Genomic DNA, 16,060 nt, shown 5'->3' on the forward strand with positions numbered 1-16,060 from the left:
TCGCGAGCAAGCTCGCTCCCACAGGTATTTCTGTGTCGAACACTCTTCGATCGACCCCCGCGTGAGCGAGCCTCCTCGTCACAGAAAGCAGTCTGTCTTTATTTCAGGTTGCCACTGAGGAACTGCTTGAGCCGCTCACTCGTGGGATTACCCAGTACGTCTTCTGGCGCACCTTCTTCTTCCACCAGGCCCTGGTGCAGGAACAGCACCTGGTTCGAGACTTTGCGGGCGAAGCTCATTTCGTGGGTCACCATGATCATGGTCCGGCCTTCTTCGGCCAGGCCCTGGATCACTTTCAACACCTCACCCACCAGTTCCGGGTCCAGGGCCGAGGTGGGTTCGTCGAACAGCATCACCTCCGGCTCCATCGCCAGCGCGCGGGCAATGGCCACGCGCTGTTGCTGACCGCCGGAAAGGAACGCCGGGTATTGCTCGGCGACCCGCGCCGGCAGGCCGACCTTGTCGAGGTAGCGACGAGCACGGTCGTCGGCTTCCTGTTTGCTGATACCCAACACCCGGCGTGGCGCCATGGTGATGTTTTCCAGCACGGTCATGTGGCTCCATAGGTTGAAGTGCTGGAACACCATGGCCAGGCGCGTGCGGATGCGTTGCAGCTCATCGTCGTCGGCCACGCGCATGCCGTGGCGGTCCTTGATCATCCGGATCGACTGTCCATCCAGGCTCATGGCGCCGTCGTTGGGTTGTTCGAGAAAGTTGATACAGCGTAAAAAAGTACTTTTGCCCGAGCCGCTGGCGCCGATCAGGCTGATGACGTCGCCGGTCTTGGCCTTGAGCGACACGCCTTTGAGCACCTGATGTTCGCCATAGCTTTTATGCAGGTCTTCGATGGTCAGTTTGTACATGGAACATGCATCCTCAAGGCGAAAGTAGGTAGCCGCTGCGGTAGGCTTCGGCGCCGGCGACATGGGCGATCACCATGCCGGCAGTCGCCATGCGGCGTAGCGAGCGGGCGTACATCAGCCCGGCATTACGGCAATGAACAGGGGTGACAGTGTCGTTGATCGGGTCAATGATCTGCGCCACCAGCTGCCCCGCCTCCAGGTACTCGCCGGGCAGGGCGCTGTAGACCAGCAGTCCACCCACGGGCGTCGCCACCGGTTCTACACCGGCCAACGGCGTGGCCGGGTAGGGTAGGTCGGGCAGGGGCATGGGTTCGCCGTCGATGGCGCCGAAGCGGATCAGGTATTCGATCAGTGCCTGGCAGTCGAGGCTCGCCAAGCCGTGATTGACGTCACCCTGGCCACGTAATTCCACCGTGACCGAAAAGCTGCCCAGGGGAATCTCGAAGCGTTCGCCGAAACGTTCCTTAAGTTGCCACCAGAGCAGCGTGAAGCATTCATCGAACGACTGGCCACCTGAATCGGTCGCCAGCAAGCAGGCCTCGGCACCGATGTAGCGCGCCAGTGGCTCGACCTGCGGCCAGGCTTCGGGCGTGGTGTAGAGGTGGGCCACGGCTTCGAAGTCGCAATGCAGGTCCAGCACCATGTCGGCGTCGCAGGCCAGGCGTTGCAGGACCAGGCGTTGGGATTGCAGTTGCGTGTTGGCGGTCTGCCGGTTGAGGGCGTCGCGTAGGCTGGTGCGGATCAGCATCAGGTTGCACTGCGGATCGTCGGTGAGCAGCTCTTCGATCTCGTTGCCGATCTCTTCGCTCAGGTCGATGAAGCGCCGGTTGAAATTCTGCCCGCTCTCCATTTCATAGCGGCCCAGGGGCACATCCATCAGCACTTGTTCAAGGCCGATGGGGTTGGCGACAGGCACCAGCACGATCTCGTACCGCAGATGGCCCGAGGCCTCGAGTTCGGCCAGGCGCTGCTTGAGGTGCCAGGCCACCAGCATGCCGGGCAGTTCATCGGCGTGCAGGGACGATTGGATATAGATTTTGCCGACGGCATTTTCCGGGCCGAAGTGAAAGCTGTGGATCTTGCGTGCGGTCCCCGGCAGCGGGGCCAGCAGGTCATGAATCTGGTGGCGCATTTGCTTGTGTGTCCTGGAACAGAAGCCCTAGTGGTTCGGCCCGAGAAAGGCCAGCCAACGGCGTTCGGCAAGGCGGAAGAGGCCCACCAGTGCAAAGGTGACGGTCAGGTAGATCAACGCGGCGATGCCGAACGACTGGAACGTCAGGAATGTCGCCGAGTTGGCGTCCCGGGCAACTTTCAGCACATCAGGAACGGTAGCGGTGAACGCCACGGTCGTCGAGTGCAACATCAGGATCACTTCGTTGCTGTAGTAGGGCAGCGAGCGGCGCAGCGCCGACGGCATGATCACGTAGGTGTACAACTTCCAGCCGGTCAGGCCATAGGCCTTGGCCGCTTCGACTTCGCCATGGTTCATGCTGCGAATCGCCCCGGCGAAAATCTCCGTGGTGTAGGCGCAGGTGTTCAGGGCAAAGGCCAGGATCGTGCAGTTCATCGCGTCGCGAAAGAAACTGTCGAGCAATGGCTGGGCGCGCACCGCCGCGATGCTGTAGATGCCGGTGTAACAGATCAGCAGCTGGATATAGAGCGGCGTGCCGCGGAACAGGTAAGTGTAGAACTGCACCGGCCAGCGTACGTAGACCTTGGGCGAAACCCGGGCGATGGACAGTGGGATCGACACCAGGAAGCCGATCAACAGCGAGGCGCTGAGCAGCCATAGGGTCATCGCCAGGCCCGTGACATTGACGCCGTCGCTGTAAAGGAACGGCCGCCAGTATTCTTGCAGAAGTTCGATCATCGCACCGCCTCCCGGGCTCCGGCGGCGTAGCGGCGTTCAAGCCAGCGCAGGATGAAGTTGGACGCGCTGGTGATCAGCAGGTAGATCAGCGCCGCCAGTACCAGGAAATAAAACAGTTGGTAGGTGCTCTTGCCCGCATCCTGGGCCGCCTTGACCAGGTCGGCCAGGCCGATGATCGACACCAGCGCGGTGGCCTTGAGCATCACCATCCAGTTGTTGCCGATGCCTGGTAGGGCAAAACGCATCATTTGCGGAAATACCACGAAGCGAAAGCGCTGGCCACGCTTGAGGCCATACGCGGTGGCGGCTTCGACCTGGCCCCTGGGCACCGCAAGGATCGCGCCGCGAAAGGTTTCAGTGAAGTACGCGCCATAGATGAAGCCCAGGGTGATCACCCCGGCACCGAATGGGTCGATTTCGATGTATTCCCATTCCATGAAGTCGGTAAAAGAGGTCAGCCAGGTCTGCAGGCTGTAGAAAATCAGCAGCATCAGCACCAGGTCCGGCACGCCGCGAATCAGCGTGGTGTAGAGCTGGGCAGGGATTCGCAGCAGTTTGACGCTGGACAGCTTGGCGCTGGCGCCCAGCAGGCCGAGCAAGACGCTCAGCAGCAAGGACAGGGCCGATAGCTTGATGGTCATCCAGGTGCCTTGCATCAGCAACGGGCCAAAGCCCTGCAGGCTGAAGGCGGAGAGCCCCAGATTTTGTAGGAGTTGTTCGAACATGGAAGAGGCCTTTGGCAGGAAAAAAGCGCCCATCCGAGACCGGATGGGCGCAGCGCATTATTTGCCGCTGTACAGATTCAGATCGCCAAAGTGTTTTTTCTGGATGGTGGCGTAGGTGCCGTCATCGTGTAACGCTTTGATACCTTTGTCCAAAAGAGCCTTCAGCTCGGTGTTACCTTTCTTGATACCAACGGCGGTCTTGGCCGGCAGCAATTCGCTGTCCACCGGCTTGCTGATTTCATAGCCTTCGCCTTTTGGCGATTTCAGGAAGCCCAGCTCGGCTTGCAGCATGTCCTGGATCGCTGCGTCGAGGCGGCCGGAGGTCAGGTCGGAATAGACCTGGTCCTGGTTCTGGTAGGCCTGGGTCTTGACGCCGGCCTTGTCCAGCACGGCTTTGGCGTAGGCTTCCTGGATGGTGCCTTGCTCGTAGCCGACGGTTTTGCCTTTGAGCGAGGCAACGTCTTCGCTCAAGCCTGAACCTTTCTTGAACACATACGCCGTCGGGCCGGAGAACAGCTCGCTGGAGAAGTCGATGACTTTTTCGCGGGCCGGGGTCACGGTCATGGAAGAGATCACGCCGTCGAACTTATTGGCTTTCAGGCCCGGGATCATGCCGTCGAAATCGCTTTCGACCCATTTGCATTTGACCTTCAGTTCCGCGCAGATCGCATTGCCCAGGTCAATGTCGAAACCGACCAGGCTGCCGTCGGCGGCCTTGGATTCAAACGGGGCGTAGGAGGGGTCGACACCAAAACGCAGTTCCTTGTATTCCTTGGCCGTGGCGACGCCGGCGGCCATGCACAACGCCAGTGCAGAAAGGGTCAGCAGTGCTTTTTTCATTATTCAATCCCTAAAACCAATATGAGCGCTTGTGGCGCGTAAGTATTGTTACCGGTGAAGGCGAGAACGGTATGACGGCATAAAGGTAGCAATTTCCGAACCAGAGTGCCGAACAAGTGTTTTAAAAGCTTCGGCGTCAGGCAACGGAACGTGTTGGTGCGCGGGTACGAGCGTACCTCAAAAGACGCACCAGGATAGAGCGAGCTGTGCGTTGGCATTCTCAGGCGGAGGGGATGTGTCTGTGGTAATGACCGTGTATTTACTTCAGTAGATCCTGGAGCGTCGCCAATGTGTCGGCCTCTTCGACGTTTTTGTCCTGGCGCCAGCGCAGCATCCGCGGAAACCGTACCGCAATCCCACTCTTGTGGCGCTTGGACAGGGCGATGCCCTCGAAGCCCAGCTCGAATACCAGGGTCGGCGTGACACTGCTCACCGGGCCGAATTTTTCCACAGTGGTCTTGCGCACGATGCTGTCGACCTGGCGCATTTCTTCATCGGTCAGCCCCGAATACGCCTTGGCGAATGGCACCAGGCTGCGTTCGCGACTGCCCGGCGGGTTGTCCCACACGGCGAAGGTGTAGTCGCTGTAGAGGCTGGCGCGCCGGCCGTGGCCGCGTTGGGCGTAGATCAACACTGCGTCGACACTGAACGGATCGATCTTCCACTTCCACCACACGCCCATGTCCTTGGTCCGACCGACACCGTACAGGGCATCGCGGGCCTTGAGCATCATGCCTTCGACACCGAGGCTGCGAGACGCTTCGCGTTGCCGGGCAAGGTCGAACCAATCCGGGCCGGTAACGATCGGCGATCGCAACAGTACCGGGCTATGGGCGCGGGCAATCAGCACTTCCAGTTGTTCACGGCGCTCGGCCTGGGGACGGCTGCGCCAGTCCTCGCCTTGCCATTCCAGCAGGTCGTAGGCCATCACCACCACGGGCGCGTCCTCGAGGATTTTCTTGCCCAGGGTCTTGCGCCCGATGCGCTGCTGCAACAGGGCGAAAGGTTGCACGGCCGGCTGCAGCGGCGTATTCGGATCGAAGGCGTCCTCGGTGATGGGTTGCGAGGTTTTCCACACGACGATTTCTCCGTCGATCACCGTACCGTCGGGCAGGATTTGCGCCAGTGAGTGCAATTCGGGGAAGCGTTCGGTGACCAGTTCCTCGCCCCGGGACCAGATCCATAAATGACCATCGCGCTTGACCACCTGGGACCGGATTCCGTCCCACTTCCATTCCACTTGCCAGTCACTGGCAGGCCCCAGCAACGCGCCAAACTGCTCCACCGGTTGCGCTAATGCATGGGCCAGGAAGAACGGGTACGGCTGGCCGCCGCGCTGGGCATGTTCGTCCGTGGATTCGGCAGCGATCAGCTTGAGGTAGCTGGCGGCGGTTGGACGATGGGACAGGTCGGTGTAGCCCACCAGCCGCTGGGCCACTCGCTTGCTGTCCAGTCCGGCCATCCCGGCCAGGGCCCGGGTTACCAGCAGTTTGGACACTCCGACGCGGAAGCTGCCGGTGATGAGCTTGATACAGAGCATCAGACTTGGCCGGTCGAGTTGCGCCCACAACGCCGGCAAGTGCACCGCCAGCACCTCGGGCGACTCGCCGCGCAAGGGCAGCAGCTTCTCCTCGATCCACACTGCCAGGCCTTCGTTGGAACTGTGGGGCGACGGCGGCAATACCAGCGAAATGGTTTCGGCCAGGTCGCCCACGGCTTGATAGCTCTCTTCGAACAACCACAATGACAACCCGGACACCTGCACCGCCAGCTCCCGCAGGATTTTCACCGGTACCAGCTGGCGTGGGCGGCCGCCGGACAGGAAATACACAGCCCAAGCTGCGTCCTGGGGCATAGCCTTGGTGAAGTAGGCCTGCATGGCGGCCAGCTTTGCATTGCTGGACGTGGTGGCGTCCAGTTCGGCGTACAACTCGGCGAAGGCTTTCATGACGCCTCCTGGCCGGTGTCGGTGGTGAGTTCTTCTTCATCGTCACCGTATTCGGTGGTGAAACCCTGGGCGTCGAGGCCTTGCTCGCACAAGTGGCGCACCAGCACGGCGACGGAGCCGTGGGTGACCATGACTCGCTCGGCGCCCGTCTGTTCGATGGCCCAAAGCAGGCCCGGCCAGTCGGCGTGGTCGGACAGCACGAACCCGCGGTCCACGCCACGCCGCCGCCGTGTGCCGCGCAAGCGCATCCAGCCGCTGGCAAAGGCATCGCTGTAGTCGCCGAAACGACGCATCCAGGAGCTGCCGCCGGCAGAGGGTGGGGCGATCACCAGCGCCTGGCTCATGAGCGGATCGTTCTTTTTTACATCGCCGGCATAGATCGTCGGCGGCAGATCAACCCCGGCCTCGCGATAGACCCGATTCAACGGTTCTACCGCGCCGTGGGCCAGGATCGGTCCAAGGCTTGCGTCGATCCCGTGGAGGATCCGCTGGGCCTTGCCGAAGGAATAACAGAACAGCACGCTGGCCCGGCCGGCAGCGATGTTGCCACTCCACCACTGGTTGATTTCGTCGAAGATCTGCGCCTGTGGCTGCCAACGGTAGATCGGCAGGCCGAAGGTGGATTCGGTGATGAAGGTATGGCATTTCACCGGTTCGAACGGTGTGCAGGTACCGTCAGGCTCGACTTTGCAATCCCCCGACGCTACCCAGACTTCACCCTGGTATTCCAGGCGCACCTGGGCCGAACCCAGCACATGGCCGGCGGGGTGAAAACTCAAGGTCACGCCGTGATGCCGCAGGCGCTCGCCATAGGACAGGGTTTGCAGGTCGATGTCCTGGCCGAGCCGTGAACGCAGGATGCCTTCGCCGGGTGCCGCTGCCAGGTAGTGTTGGTTGCCGCTTCGGGCATGGTCGCCGTGGGCGTGGGTGATAACCGAGCGTTCTACCGGGCGCCAGGGGTCGATGTAGAAATCTCCAGGCGGACAGTACAGGCCTTCGGGGCGGGCAATGACAAGATCCATGCAGTCACCGGGGCGATGGGCTTGTCAGGTAGAGGCGAGGGCGAGGGGAGAAGTTCTATCGGGTTTTGGTGGGGCAGAATCAGGTGACAGGATGGACTCCTGTGGCGAGGGAATAAATCCACTCGCCACAGGGGACCGCCTATTTGCCCGGCACCAGGGTCAAGCGCGTCTTGCCATACGCCCGATCAAAGTTCTGCGGTTGCAAGGGCAGGTTCTGATATTGCCCCTTGATCCACGGATCGATGCCATTGATGTAGTTCGGGCTGGCCGGGTTGTCAGACTGGCCGCTGCCTCCCTGGATCATCAACGGTTCGGGCTGGCCGAAGTCCACGATAAAGCGCGTCGCAGGCGCCAGGGTGCTGGTGAAATCCTGGCCCCAGGCGAACGCCGCGATGTTCAGCGTGGTCGCGTCGCCCCCGGCTGACACCGGGCCGCGCACGATCTGGCCGCTGCTGTTTTTCCAGGCGTAGTGGTGCAGCTTGCCCCATTGCCAGGCCTTGTGATCTGCGCCCAACTGGCTATCACCGGCGCTGATGGTCGCGGCCAGGCTGCGGGCCAGGATGACGGCCTTGTCTTCCTTCTGCGGTGTACGCACGTCATCCCAGAACGGGCTGTCTTCGCGACCCAACAGATGATCGGCCTGGGCCGAGTAGGACAATTGGCCGTTGGCGACCAGCGCTTTCCACGCCGGGCTGCTCTGCGGGCCCAGCTCGTCGAGGAAAATCTGTTTCATGCTTTCCTGCAGGAACAGCTCATAGATCGCTGCGTCGGCAGAGGTCGGGCTGAGCCGGCCATCGAACGCCATCAAGCGGGTATAAGCCTCGCGGGCCTTGGCCCGGTCAGCCGCCGGCAGGGCTTCGATGGCCTGTTTGAGCGGTTGGGACATGCCCGGGGCCTCAAAGACTTTCTTGAGCTTGGCCGCGAATGTCGTGGTCTGGTCATATTGCATGGCGGTCAGGCTGCGGGTGTCGTGCTTGCCCGCGCCAGCCAGTTCGGCCAGGCGCTCGCCACGCTCCGGTGCGCTCCAGGAGTTGGACAACTGCATGCCGTAGCCGTGGGGAATGACCCTTTGGTTGGCGGTGCCGAGCCAGCCCTGGGCCGGGTCCTGGTCGTAGGGATGCAGCATCGGGTCGGCGTAACCGTCCCAATCGTAGCGACCGTCCCAGCCCGGTGACGGCAACAGGCCTTCGCCTTCGCGGCGGTTGGGGTAGCGACCGGTGACTTGCCAGCCGATATGGTTGGCGTCGGCAAATACCATGTTCACCGCCATGGCGCGGATTTCCCGGCTGGCATCAGAGGCTTTCTCGACGTTCTGCGCCCGGGACAGGTCGAAGAACGCGTCCAGGGTCTTGTCGTCGGTAAAGCTTGGGGTCTGCAACGCCAGACCAAAACCGTTGGCCATGGCCGGGCCTTGGGCGCTGTTGAGCAGCGGGCCGTGGCGGGTCTCAAACACCGCTTCACGAATCGACCGTTGACCCTTGATGAAGTAGGTTTCGTTGCGCACCGTCACCGGCTGCCATTTGCCGTTGACCTCGTAGGACAGGCCATTGCCCTGGCGGCGGATTTTTTCCAGGAACAGGTCCTGGTTGTCCCCCAGTACGCTGGTCATGCTCCAAGCCACTTTGCCGTTGAAGCCCGCCAGAATCATTGGGATGCCCGCTACGGAAACCCCGGCCGCCTGGTACTTGGGCGCACGGATCTGTACGGGCGTCCACAGCGACGAGGTATTCAATGGTCCATGGCTGTCGCTGGCCAGCAGGCTCTTGCCGCTGCGGCTGCGTTGCGCAGCGATGGCCCAGTTGCTCGAAGATGCCTCACTCAACAGGTTCAGTCCGGCCAACTGCTCGGTGGCCTTGCTGATCTCGTTCAGGCCCGGGACTTGACCGTTGAGCCGGATACCCTGGAGTTTGTCGGCTTCGGCCATGGGCAGTTGCTCGTCCGGATAGGACGGGCTCAGCCAGGCGAGTTTGTCGTTGGTGACTGTCTGGGCCAGCACCAGGCTGGCGATTTCTTCCGGCAGGTTGGCCGACTGGCTGAAGTTCAGCAGGCAGAACATCAGCGCCGAGTCTTCCGGTTTCCAGTATTCGGGTTTGTAGCCGGTGGCAGCCAGGTCCGACGGCAACTTGTCGCGGTAGCGGAACAGGTAGGCGTTCACGCCACGGGCATAGACTTCGAAGAAGCGCTTGAGCCGTGGCGAGGATGCCTTGTACAGCTCATCGGCGTTTTTCTTCAGGTTGACTGCGCGCATGTAGCGGTCGACGTCCAGGCGCTCGGCACCGGACATTTCCGCCAACCGACCCTGGGCCAGCAGGCGCAGGGTCACCATCTGGGTGATGCGATCGCTGGCGTGGACGTAGCCGAGGGTGAACAGGGCATCGTGGAAGCTGTTGCTCTCGATCAGCGGCATGCCCATGGCATTGCGTCGAACCGACACGTTCTGGGCCAGCCCCTTGAGTGGCTGCACGCCGGAAGTGGGCGCAACAGTGTCCTGGGTGTTCCAGGCCTGGCAACCGCTCAAACCGAGCGCACTGGCCACTGCGGCGGCGACGCCGAGCCGGGGAATGAAAGAAATAGAGGCTGGCGAGGCCATGGCAAAGCTCCTGCGGGAGGGGGTAGCGGCAATAAAGGCGCTACGTTAGTGAGCGGGAGGAGGCGGCGCAAGCGGGGACGAGGTTATTTGTTGATTTGGCGATCAAAGCCTGGGGGCACAGTTCCGGATAGGGCTTGCCTGTAGGAAGCGGTGATGCTCAAGTACGAAAACCTAATGACGAGCTGTGGAATAACCGGCATGGAGCTACAGAAAAACGCTGCGCTGATTCTCATCGATCAACAGAAAGGCATTCTTCATCCCAGGCTCGGCGCTCGCAACAATCCCGAGGCGGAGCTGCGCATGTTGGAATTGCTGGCGCTCTGGCGACATTCGGCGCGACCGGTGATTCACGTCCACCATCTGTCCCGCTCACCGGACTCGGTGTTCTGGCCAGGGCAGTCGGGCGTGGAGGTTCAACAACGATTCGAGCCGATGGCCGGTGAAGGGCTGATTCACAAGCAAGTGCCTGATGCGTTTAGTGGTACCCGTCTGGAAGAGAACCTGCGTAAGGCCGGGATCGGGCAATTGGTGATCGTCGGTGTGGCGACGAACAACTCGGTAGAGTCCACGGCGCGCACAGCCGGCAATCTGGGATTCGACACCTGGGTGGCCGAGGACGCCTGCTTTACCTTCGACAAGGCCGATTATTTCGGCAATGCCCGCTCGGCTGCCGAGGTGCATGCCATGTCGCTGGGCAACTTGCATGGGGAGTATGCAACGGTGGTCAGTGTGCGGCGGATTCTGGAGGCGGGCTGATAGAAAGTGCCGGCCTCATCGCGAGCAAGCTCGCTCCCACAGAGGTTTGCGGCGAGACGATATGGGGTGATCGCCGCGGATCAATGTGGGAGCGAGCTTGCTCGCGATGGCGGTCTAGCGGGCGAAGAGATTTTCCGCCCGAACCCTCAAGCCCCGTGGCATTTCTTGAATTTCTTGCCATTGCCGCATGGGCAAGGGTCGTTGCGGCCGACATCCTTCAGCGCGTTGCGCACTGGCTCCTGGTGAGCGTGGCCGCAGTTCGGGCCATGGACGTGGCCGTGATCATGCTCGTGGTGATGGTCGTGGTCGTGGTTGCAATCAGGGCCGTGAACGTGAGGTTGTTGGGTCATCGGGGTTACTCCGCAATAAAATCGGCGGCGATTATCACGCCATTGCGCTCCAGGTGCACGTAGTGAGCGATGAATAATCCGGTTTCCAGCTCACCTTCCAGACGATAGGGAATCTGCTGGCGGGGTTTCTCAAGCAGTTTTACCACCTCCCGTACCTGCGGCCACAGGTTGGTACGGATAGGCACCTTGAAATAGGCGCTTTGTTTGGGGGGCACGGTAAACCAGTGTTCGTGCTCACCTTCGGTCAGCAGCAGGTCGCCCAGGTGGATGCGGTAGGTCAGGCCGCGCACGGTCAGGTCGTTGTCGGCAGGGTTGTCGACGCGAAAGTGCAGCATGAACTTCTGCTCCAGCAACCGGGCCCGCACCACCTCGACCTTGACCAGATGCACCTGCGGTTCAGGTGCCTCGTCGCCTCGCCAGGACGCACAGCTGCCAAGCCCGACGAGCAGTAGCAGGCATGTGATGCGTAGCAGGTACGAGGAGTGGGTCATGTCCGTGCCTCTGGTTTATCCCCAGTCTAGCCCGCTGGCAAGCGGACGAGCGTCGGACGATTCCGATATCAACGCGTGAAGTAGCCTGCACAGCACTTCTTGAATTTATGCCCGCTGCCGCACGGGCAGCTGTCATTGCGTCCGGTCTTGACCGGCACGGTCGGGTCGATGAAGTACCAACGCCCGTCATTCTGCACGAACGAGGACTGTTCGCGGTGGCTATGTTCGCCCTGACCGTCGTGCCAACGCGCCGTGAAGGTCACGAAGGCGTGTTCCGGTTGGCCCCCGAACACTTCGCTGCTCTCTACCTCCAGTCCCAGCCAGGTGCTTTTGGCACTCCACTCGCTGATGGACAGGCGATCGAGGCCGGCCTGTTGGGCGGGAAGGGTAGTGGCCACTAGATAATCCACCAACCCCAGCACGTAGGCGCTATAGCGCGAGCGCATCAAGGCTTCGGCGCAAGGTGCCGGGTGACCGTCGTGATAATGGCCGCAGCAGGCGTCCAATGGGTTGCCACTGCCGCAGGGGCAAATGGTTGTGTGCATACTTGTGTTCACGGCTACCACCAGTATTTTCCAAAGTTTTCCGGGTTGGCCCAAAAGCGTGAGTTGAGCCAGTCGGGGACTTGTTTGTATTCAAGCAGATCGTAGGTAAACAGGGTCAGCACCTGCTCCTCGCGCTGGAATCGCTCGCTCGCTTGCAGGGCCAGGGAGAAAAAGTCCGTCTCCTGCCAGCCGCAGGCGTTGAGATCTGCCAGCACCGCGATACGGCTGGCATTGAGATTGCGGATGCCACCCAACAGGTTCAGACCGTCGCGCTTGGGCAAATGCTCCAGGCAATCGAGCGCCAGGGCCAGGTCAAAACGTCGCGCCGCGACGTCCGCCGGCAGCGTGCCGGGGGTGGCATGGACCACTTCGGTGTCAGGGTGCGCCTGCTGGAAGGCTTCGAGTGCGGGAAAGCTGCTGGCACCGATCAACAACAGTTTTTGCGGGGCATAGCGATCAAGCACGGCAGCCAGGGCTTGCTGGGGTGTGCGCGAAGAAATGGCAACGGTCATCGAAGTTCCTCAGTCAGAAGCATCACGATAGCCTGCCCGGACAGCATGGCCTAGAGCGGTTTGCGCCTAAACGTGTCGAACTGCCGCAAATACGGGGCGAAATCCAGGATTGCTTGAGGCTGGCGCAGATCCGAACTCGGGTCTTTACTCCCTTGAATCGGCGCAAAGCCGATCCCTCAAGGAGAAAACCCAATGAGCATAGTTCGGACAGCGTTACCCCTGGTTCTGCTAACCAGTGTGTTGACTGGTTGCGCAGGTTTGCAGAAAACCGACTGGCCGATCTGTGCGGCCACCGGTGGCGTCGTCGGCGCTGGGTTGGGCGCCATCGAAAGCAGTTCCTGGATCGGCCCCGGAGCGTTGGTGGCCGGTACTGTGGCGGCGGGTTGGTGCTGGGCTCATGGTGACGGCGACGAAGATGGCGATGGTGTGCCGGACAGTCGCGACAAGTGCCCAGGCACACCGAAGGGTGTGCAGGTCGATGCCGACGGCTGCCCGCCGCCCGCCCCGGCGCCGGTGGTTGAAGAACCGGCAGTGGTCAAGGAAGAGACCATCGTGATCCGCGACGTGCACTTTGAGTTCAACAAAGCCACGCTGACCCCGGCTGACAAGGAGATTCTGAGCGGCGTTGCGACCCGGCTCAAGCAGGAAACGTCTACTGCGCAACTGCGGGTCACGGGTCATACCGACAGCGTCGGCAGCGATGCCTATAACCAGAAACTGTCGGAAAAACGGGCCAATTCGGTGGTGCAATACCTGGTCCAGCAAGGTGTGCCTAGCGCCAGCTTCGTCTCGGTGTCCGGCGCCGGTGAGAGCCAGCCGGTGGCTGACAACAAAACCGCCGATGGTCGCGCGCTGAACCGCCGCACGGAAATCAAGATAAATCGCTGAAACCCTTGTCATCCGCGGCTTGTACAGTCGCGGATGCGGGTCTTTACTCCTGTGTGACCGGTATGGGCCGGTGACACAGGAGCATTCCCTATGAACGTTCTAATCAGGGCAGCCTTGCCGGTACTGCTCGCGAGCAGTCTGTTGTCCGGTTGTGCCACTCACAGCGATGGCAGCGCTCCCCTCAATCAACGCACCTGGCCAATCTGCAGCCTGATTGGCGGCCTTGTCGGCGGCGGGCTGGGAGCCATTGAAAGCGGTGGCTGGGCTGCCGGTGGCGCCGCTCTGGGGCTTTTGGGCGGTGGTTTGGTCTGTTACGCCCAGGATGGCGATGAAGACGACGACGGTGTGTTCGACCGCCGTGACCGGTGTCCCGACACGCCGGCCAATACCCCGGTCGAGCATCACGGTTGCCCGCTGCCGCAATACCCGGCCAGCGCCCCGCCGGTCGAACCTGAAGCGCCGGCCACTGAAGTGATCACCCTCAACGATGCCGGCAAGGTGCTGTTCGATTTCGACAAGTCCGATCTCACCGCCGCTGCGCGAAGCCAACTCGATGGACTAATGGGCAAATTGAGCCATGCCAATGTCGTCAGCATTCGCGTGGTAGGCCACACCGACAGCGTCGGTACCGACGCCTATAATCAGGGGTTGTCCGAGCGGCGCGCCAGCAGCGTCGTAGAGTATCTGCTGACCCAGGGGCTGGCCCCGGACAAGCTCACCAGCGAAGGCAAGGGTGAAGGTGAGCCGGTGGCCGATAATGAGACTGACGAAGGGCGGGCGCAGAACCGTCGGGTCGAGCTGCATATCCAGCGTTGAGCCCTGAGCCAGAGCCGTCGGGGCGCGAGGAGGGCGGTTCGACGGTCGCTGGCCGGTGCTAAATTAAATTTTCCTCGCCCTCTGGCTTATCCTGCGCGCAAGCCGTTACTGTGCGGCCAAAGAATAATACTCATCGGGGGGCGTATGAAGGTGTTTTGGGGGCTGGGGCGTTTACTGACCCTACTGTTCTGGTTGGTGGTGCTGGTCAACCTGATCCTACCGTTCGTCCATCCACTGCATCTGCTGGTCAACTTTGCCGCAGCGCTGCTACTGGCGGTGCATTTGCTGGAGCTGTTGTTGTTCAGGGCCAGCTTTCGTGGCCGCCCTTCGCCTGGCCGCGATCGCCTGCGAGTGCTGCTGTTTGGCATCTTCCATCTGCAAACCATCCCGACCGCGCCAGAGGCTTCTCATGCGTAAATTGTGTCTGCTCGTCGCATTCGTCTGCCCATGGGCTTCGGCTCAAGTGCTCCAGGTAGAAAGCCACTCGCTCATGCGCCTGCCCAATACCACCAGTACCTTGACCCTGGAACGGCTGGATGTGGCCGATTACGGCACCTTGCTGGTGCCTTCCAATGTCACTGAGTTGTCCATTGGCCAACTGCACCTGGGGCGCGAGGCGCGGATCGCCATCGTGCCGGCGCAACAGGCCCTGGAAATGAAAGTCGCCCAGGCTGAATTGGCCGACGGCAGCCAGATCACTTCCCGGGGCGCGCCGGGCACCTATACCAAGGCGGCCCGGCCGGGGCGCAATCTCAACCTGCGTTTCAGTGCCTTGAACGCGCCGCTGTTGTCGGTGGATGCCCGCGGCGGTACCGGTGCGCCGGGTTTCGTCGGCCTGGACGGCGCCAATGGCAAGGCTCCGGGTTGCACCTGGGGTTCGGCCGGCCGCGGTGCCGACGGCAGTAATGGCAGCGATGGGCAGCCTGGGGCCGCCGGTGCGCTGGTGCGCCTCGAAGTACCCCGTGCGTATCCCGCCGAACAGATCAAGGTGGTGGTGGACGGTGGTGCGGGTGGTGCGGCGGGGCCCGGTGGCAAGCCGGGGGCCGGGGGCAAGGCCAAGGGTTGTCTCGTTTATACGGCCGACGGCGGCAAGAGCGGTCGGCCTGGCGCCGCCGGCCAGCCGGGGCCTGCCGGCGCGGCGGGGGCGGTGACGGTGCAGCGGTTCTAAGTGTTTGACGGAGCCTGATGTGGGAGCGAGCTTGCTCGCGATTGCGGTTTGTCAGTCATATAAAGGCTGAATTGATCCACCGCTATCGCGAGCAAGCTCGCTGCCACAGGGCCTTGTGCAACTTTTAGAACATCGGCCGCGCCGCGCCAATGGCCACCACCAGTAAGCCGATCAACAGATTGATCCCCACCAGTTTGCGAATCTTCCCCAGCACCGCCGCACCCGCCGGCCAGTCCTGGGCCGTCACCGCACTACGCAAGGCCGGCAACTGTAGCCCCTGGATACGGATAAACAGCGCGGTCATCACCACATACAAGCCCATCATGACTTGCACATAACGCGGCGCGGTTTCGAAACCGGCAAAGCGCACGTGGATCAGGCCGACACCGCTGATCGGCAAAAGCACTACCGCCACCCAGACCCAAACGAAAAAACGCTGAAACACTTCTAGCCACAACTTGAGTCGGGCAGGGCCTTCAAGGGCTGTCATTGCGGCGGGGCGCAGGATCATCCAGGCGAAGAACATGCCGCCGACCCAAACCAGGGCCGCCAGCAAGTGCAGGGTGTAGACGAGGGCAAAGGGTGTCATTGGGTTACTCCGTTCTGCGCAGGATTCATTAGCGGGGTATGATAGCCGCCGATCCGAACCACTGAAAATTTATCCAGCGTTTTTAGC

The 16,060-nt window shown here is 61.6% G+C and carries 18 protein-coding genes; 5 read left to right on the top strand and 13 right to left on the bottom strand.

Translation table 11 applies throughout. From position 1 onward, the window contains the following. Window positions 1-98 precede the first annotated feature (98 nt). From SGN16_RS06210 to SGN16_RS06245, 8 genes are all read right to left on the bottom strand, one after another. Window positions 99-863, bottom strand: a complete 765-nt coding sequence (locus tag SGN16_RS06210) for an ATP-binding cassette domain-containing protein (protein WP_210643123.1) — start codon at window positions 861-863, stop codon at window positions 99-101. A gap of 13 nt (window positions 864-876) precedes the next feature. After that, window positions 877-1,995: a succinylglutamate desuccinylase/aspartoacylase family protein gene (locus SGN16_RS06215; RefSeq protein ID WP_210643124.1), complete on the bottom strand. Its 1,119-nt coding sequence runs from the start codon at window positions 1,993-1,995 to the stop codon at window positions 877-879. 27 nt (window positions 1,996-2,022) lie between these two features. Next, on the bottom strand, window positions 2,023-2,733 hold the full coding sequence (locus SGN16_RS06220; RefSeq protein WP_210643125.1) for an ABC transporter permease: 711 nt from the start codon (window positions 2,731-2,733) through the stop codon (window positions 2,023-2,025). After that, window positions 2,730-3,458 carry an ABC transporter permease gene (locus SGN16_RS06225; protein ID WP_025212190.1) on the bottom strand — a complete coding sequence of 243 codons (729 nt, stop codon included), beginning with the start codon at window positions 3,456-3,458 and terminating at the stop codon, window positions 2,730-2,732. The genes SGN16_RS06220 and SGN16_RS06225 overlap by 4 nt, the downstream gene beginning before the upstream one ends. 57 nt (window positions 3,459-3,515) lie before the next feature. Further along, window positions 3,516-4,298 (bottom strand): transporter substrate-binding domain-containing protein, encoded by a 783-nt coding sequence (locus tag SGN16_RS06230; protein ID WP_210643126.1) that lies wholly within the window; start codon window positions 4,296-4,298, stop codon window positions 3,516-3,518. A gap of 259 nt (window positions 4,299-4,557) precedes the next feature. Continuing rightward, a complete protein-coding gene (locus SGN16_RS06235; RefSeq protein WP_335943535.1) occupies window positions 4,558-6,246 on the bottom strand; it encodes an ATP-dependent DNA ligase in 1,689 nt (562 codons plus the stop codon). Further along, on the bottom strand, window positions 6,243-7,268 hold the full coding sequence (locus SGN16_RS06240) for a ligase-associated DNA damage response exonuclease (protein WP_335943536.1): 1,026 nt from the start codon (window positions 7,266-7,268) through the stop codon (window positions 6,243-6,245). Before SGN16_RS06240 ends, SGN16_RS06235 begins: the two co-directional genes overlap by 4 nt. Window positions 7,269-7,407: 139 nt before the next feature. Beyond that, window positions 7,408-9,858 carry a penicillin acylase family protein gene (locus SGN16_RS06245; RefSeq protein ID WP_335943537.1) on the bottom strand — a complete coding sequence of 817 codons (2,451 nt, stop codon included), beginning with the start codon at window positions 9,856-9,858 and terminating at the stop codon, window positions 7,408-7,410. Between the two features lie 198 nt (window positions 9,859-10,056). On the opposite strand from SGN16_RS06245, the gene SGN16_RS06250 reads away from it, so the two are divergent. After that, the gene (locus SGN16_RS06250) at window positions 10,057-10,614 is read left to right on the top strand and encodes a cysteine hydrolase family protein (protein ID WP_335943670.1); all 558 of its coding nucleotides are present in this window, start codon (window positions 10,057-10,059) and stop codon (window positions 10,612-10,614) included. Between the two features lie 146 nt (window positions 10,615-10,760). Here SGN16_RS06250 and SGN16_RS06255 read toward each other — a convergent pair whose 3' ends face one another. The 4 genes from SGN16_RS06255 to SGN16_RS06270 form a co-directional block, all read right to left on the bottom strand. Beyond that, on the bottom strand, window positions 10,761-10,964 hold the full coding sequence (locus tag SGN16_RS06255) for an SEC-C metal-binding domain-containing protein (RefSeq protein ID WP_034154967.1): 204 nt from the start codon (window positions 10,962-10,964) through the stop codon (window positions 10,761-10,763). 5 nt (window positions 10,965-10,969) lie between these two features. Continuing rightward, a complete protein-coding gene (locus SGN16_RS06260; RefSeq protein WP_335943538.1) occupies window positions 10,970-11,455 on the bottom strand; it encodes an LEA type 2 family protein in 486 nt (161 codons plus the stop codon). A gap of 68 nt (window positions 11,456-11,523) precedes the next feature. Next, window positions 11,524-12,000, bottom strand: a complete 477-nt coding sequence (locus tag SGN16_RS06265; RefSeq protein WP_210643131.1) for a YchJ family protein — start codon at window positions 11,998-12,000, stop codon at window positions 11,524-11,526. A 14-nt stretch (window positions 12,001-12,014) separates the two neighbouring features. Beyond that, window positions 12,015-12,512: a DUF6231 family protein gene (locus SGN16_RS06270; RefSeq protein ID WP_210643132.1), complete on the bottom strand. Its 498-nt coding sequence runs from the start codon at window positions 12,510-12,512 to the stop codon at window positions 12,015-12,017. A 192-nt stretch (window positions 12,513-12,704) separates the two neighbouring features. Between SGN16_RS06270 and SGN16_RS06275 the strand changes: the two genes are divergently transcribed. From SGN16_RS06275 to SGN16_RS06290, 4 genes are all read left to right on the top strand, one after another. Continuing rightward, complete coding sequence (locus SGN16_RS06275) at window positions 12,705-13,400, top strand: OmpA family protein (RefSeq protein WP_210643133.1); 696 nt, start codon at window positions 12,705-12,707, stop codon at window positions 13,398-13,400. Between the two features lie 90 nt (window positions 13,401-13,490). Then, entirely contained in the window at window positions 13,491-14,216 is a 726-nt protein-coding gene (locus SGN16_RS06280) for an OmpA family protein (RefSeq protein WP_335943539.1), read from the top strand. Window positions 14,217-14,360: 144 nt separating this feature from the next. After that, the gene (locus SGN16_RS06285; RefSeq protein ID WP_210643135.1) at window positions 14,361-14,633 is read left to right on the top strand and encodes a DUF1145 domain-containing protein; all 273 of its coding nucleotides are present in this window, start codon (window positions 14,361-14,363) and stop codon (window positions 14,631-14,633) included. After that, window positions 14,626-15,384, top strand: coding sequence for a collagen-like protein (locus SGN16_RS06290; RefSeq protein WP_210643136.1), 759 nt, complete (start codon window positions 14,626-14,628; stop codon window positions 15,382-15,384). Before SGN16_RS06285 ends, SGN16_RS06290 begins: the two co-directional genes overlap by 8 nt. A 124-nt stretch (window positions 15,385-15,508) precedes the next feature. Here the strand turns inward: SGN16_RS06290 and SGN16_RS06295 are convergent, their stop codons facing one another. Continuing rightward, complete coding sequence (locus SGN16_RS06295; protein ID WP_335943540.1) at window positions 15,509-15,973, bottom strand: CopD family protein; 465 nt, start codon at window positions 15,971-15,973, stop codon at window positions 15,509-15,511. Between the last annotated feature and the right edge of the window lie 87 nt (window positions 15,974-16,060).

It is taken from the genome of Pseudomonas sp. G166, from assembly GCF_037027455.2.
In the GTDB taxonomy this organism is placed as follows: domain Bacteria; phylum Pseudomonadota; class Gammaproteobacteria; order Pseudomonadales; family Pseudomonadaceae; genus Aquipseudomonas.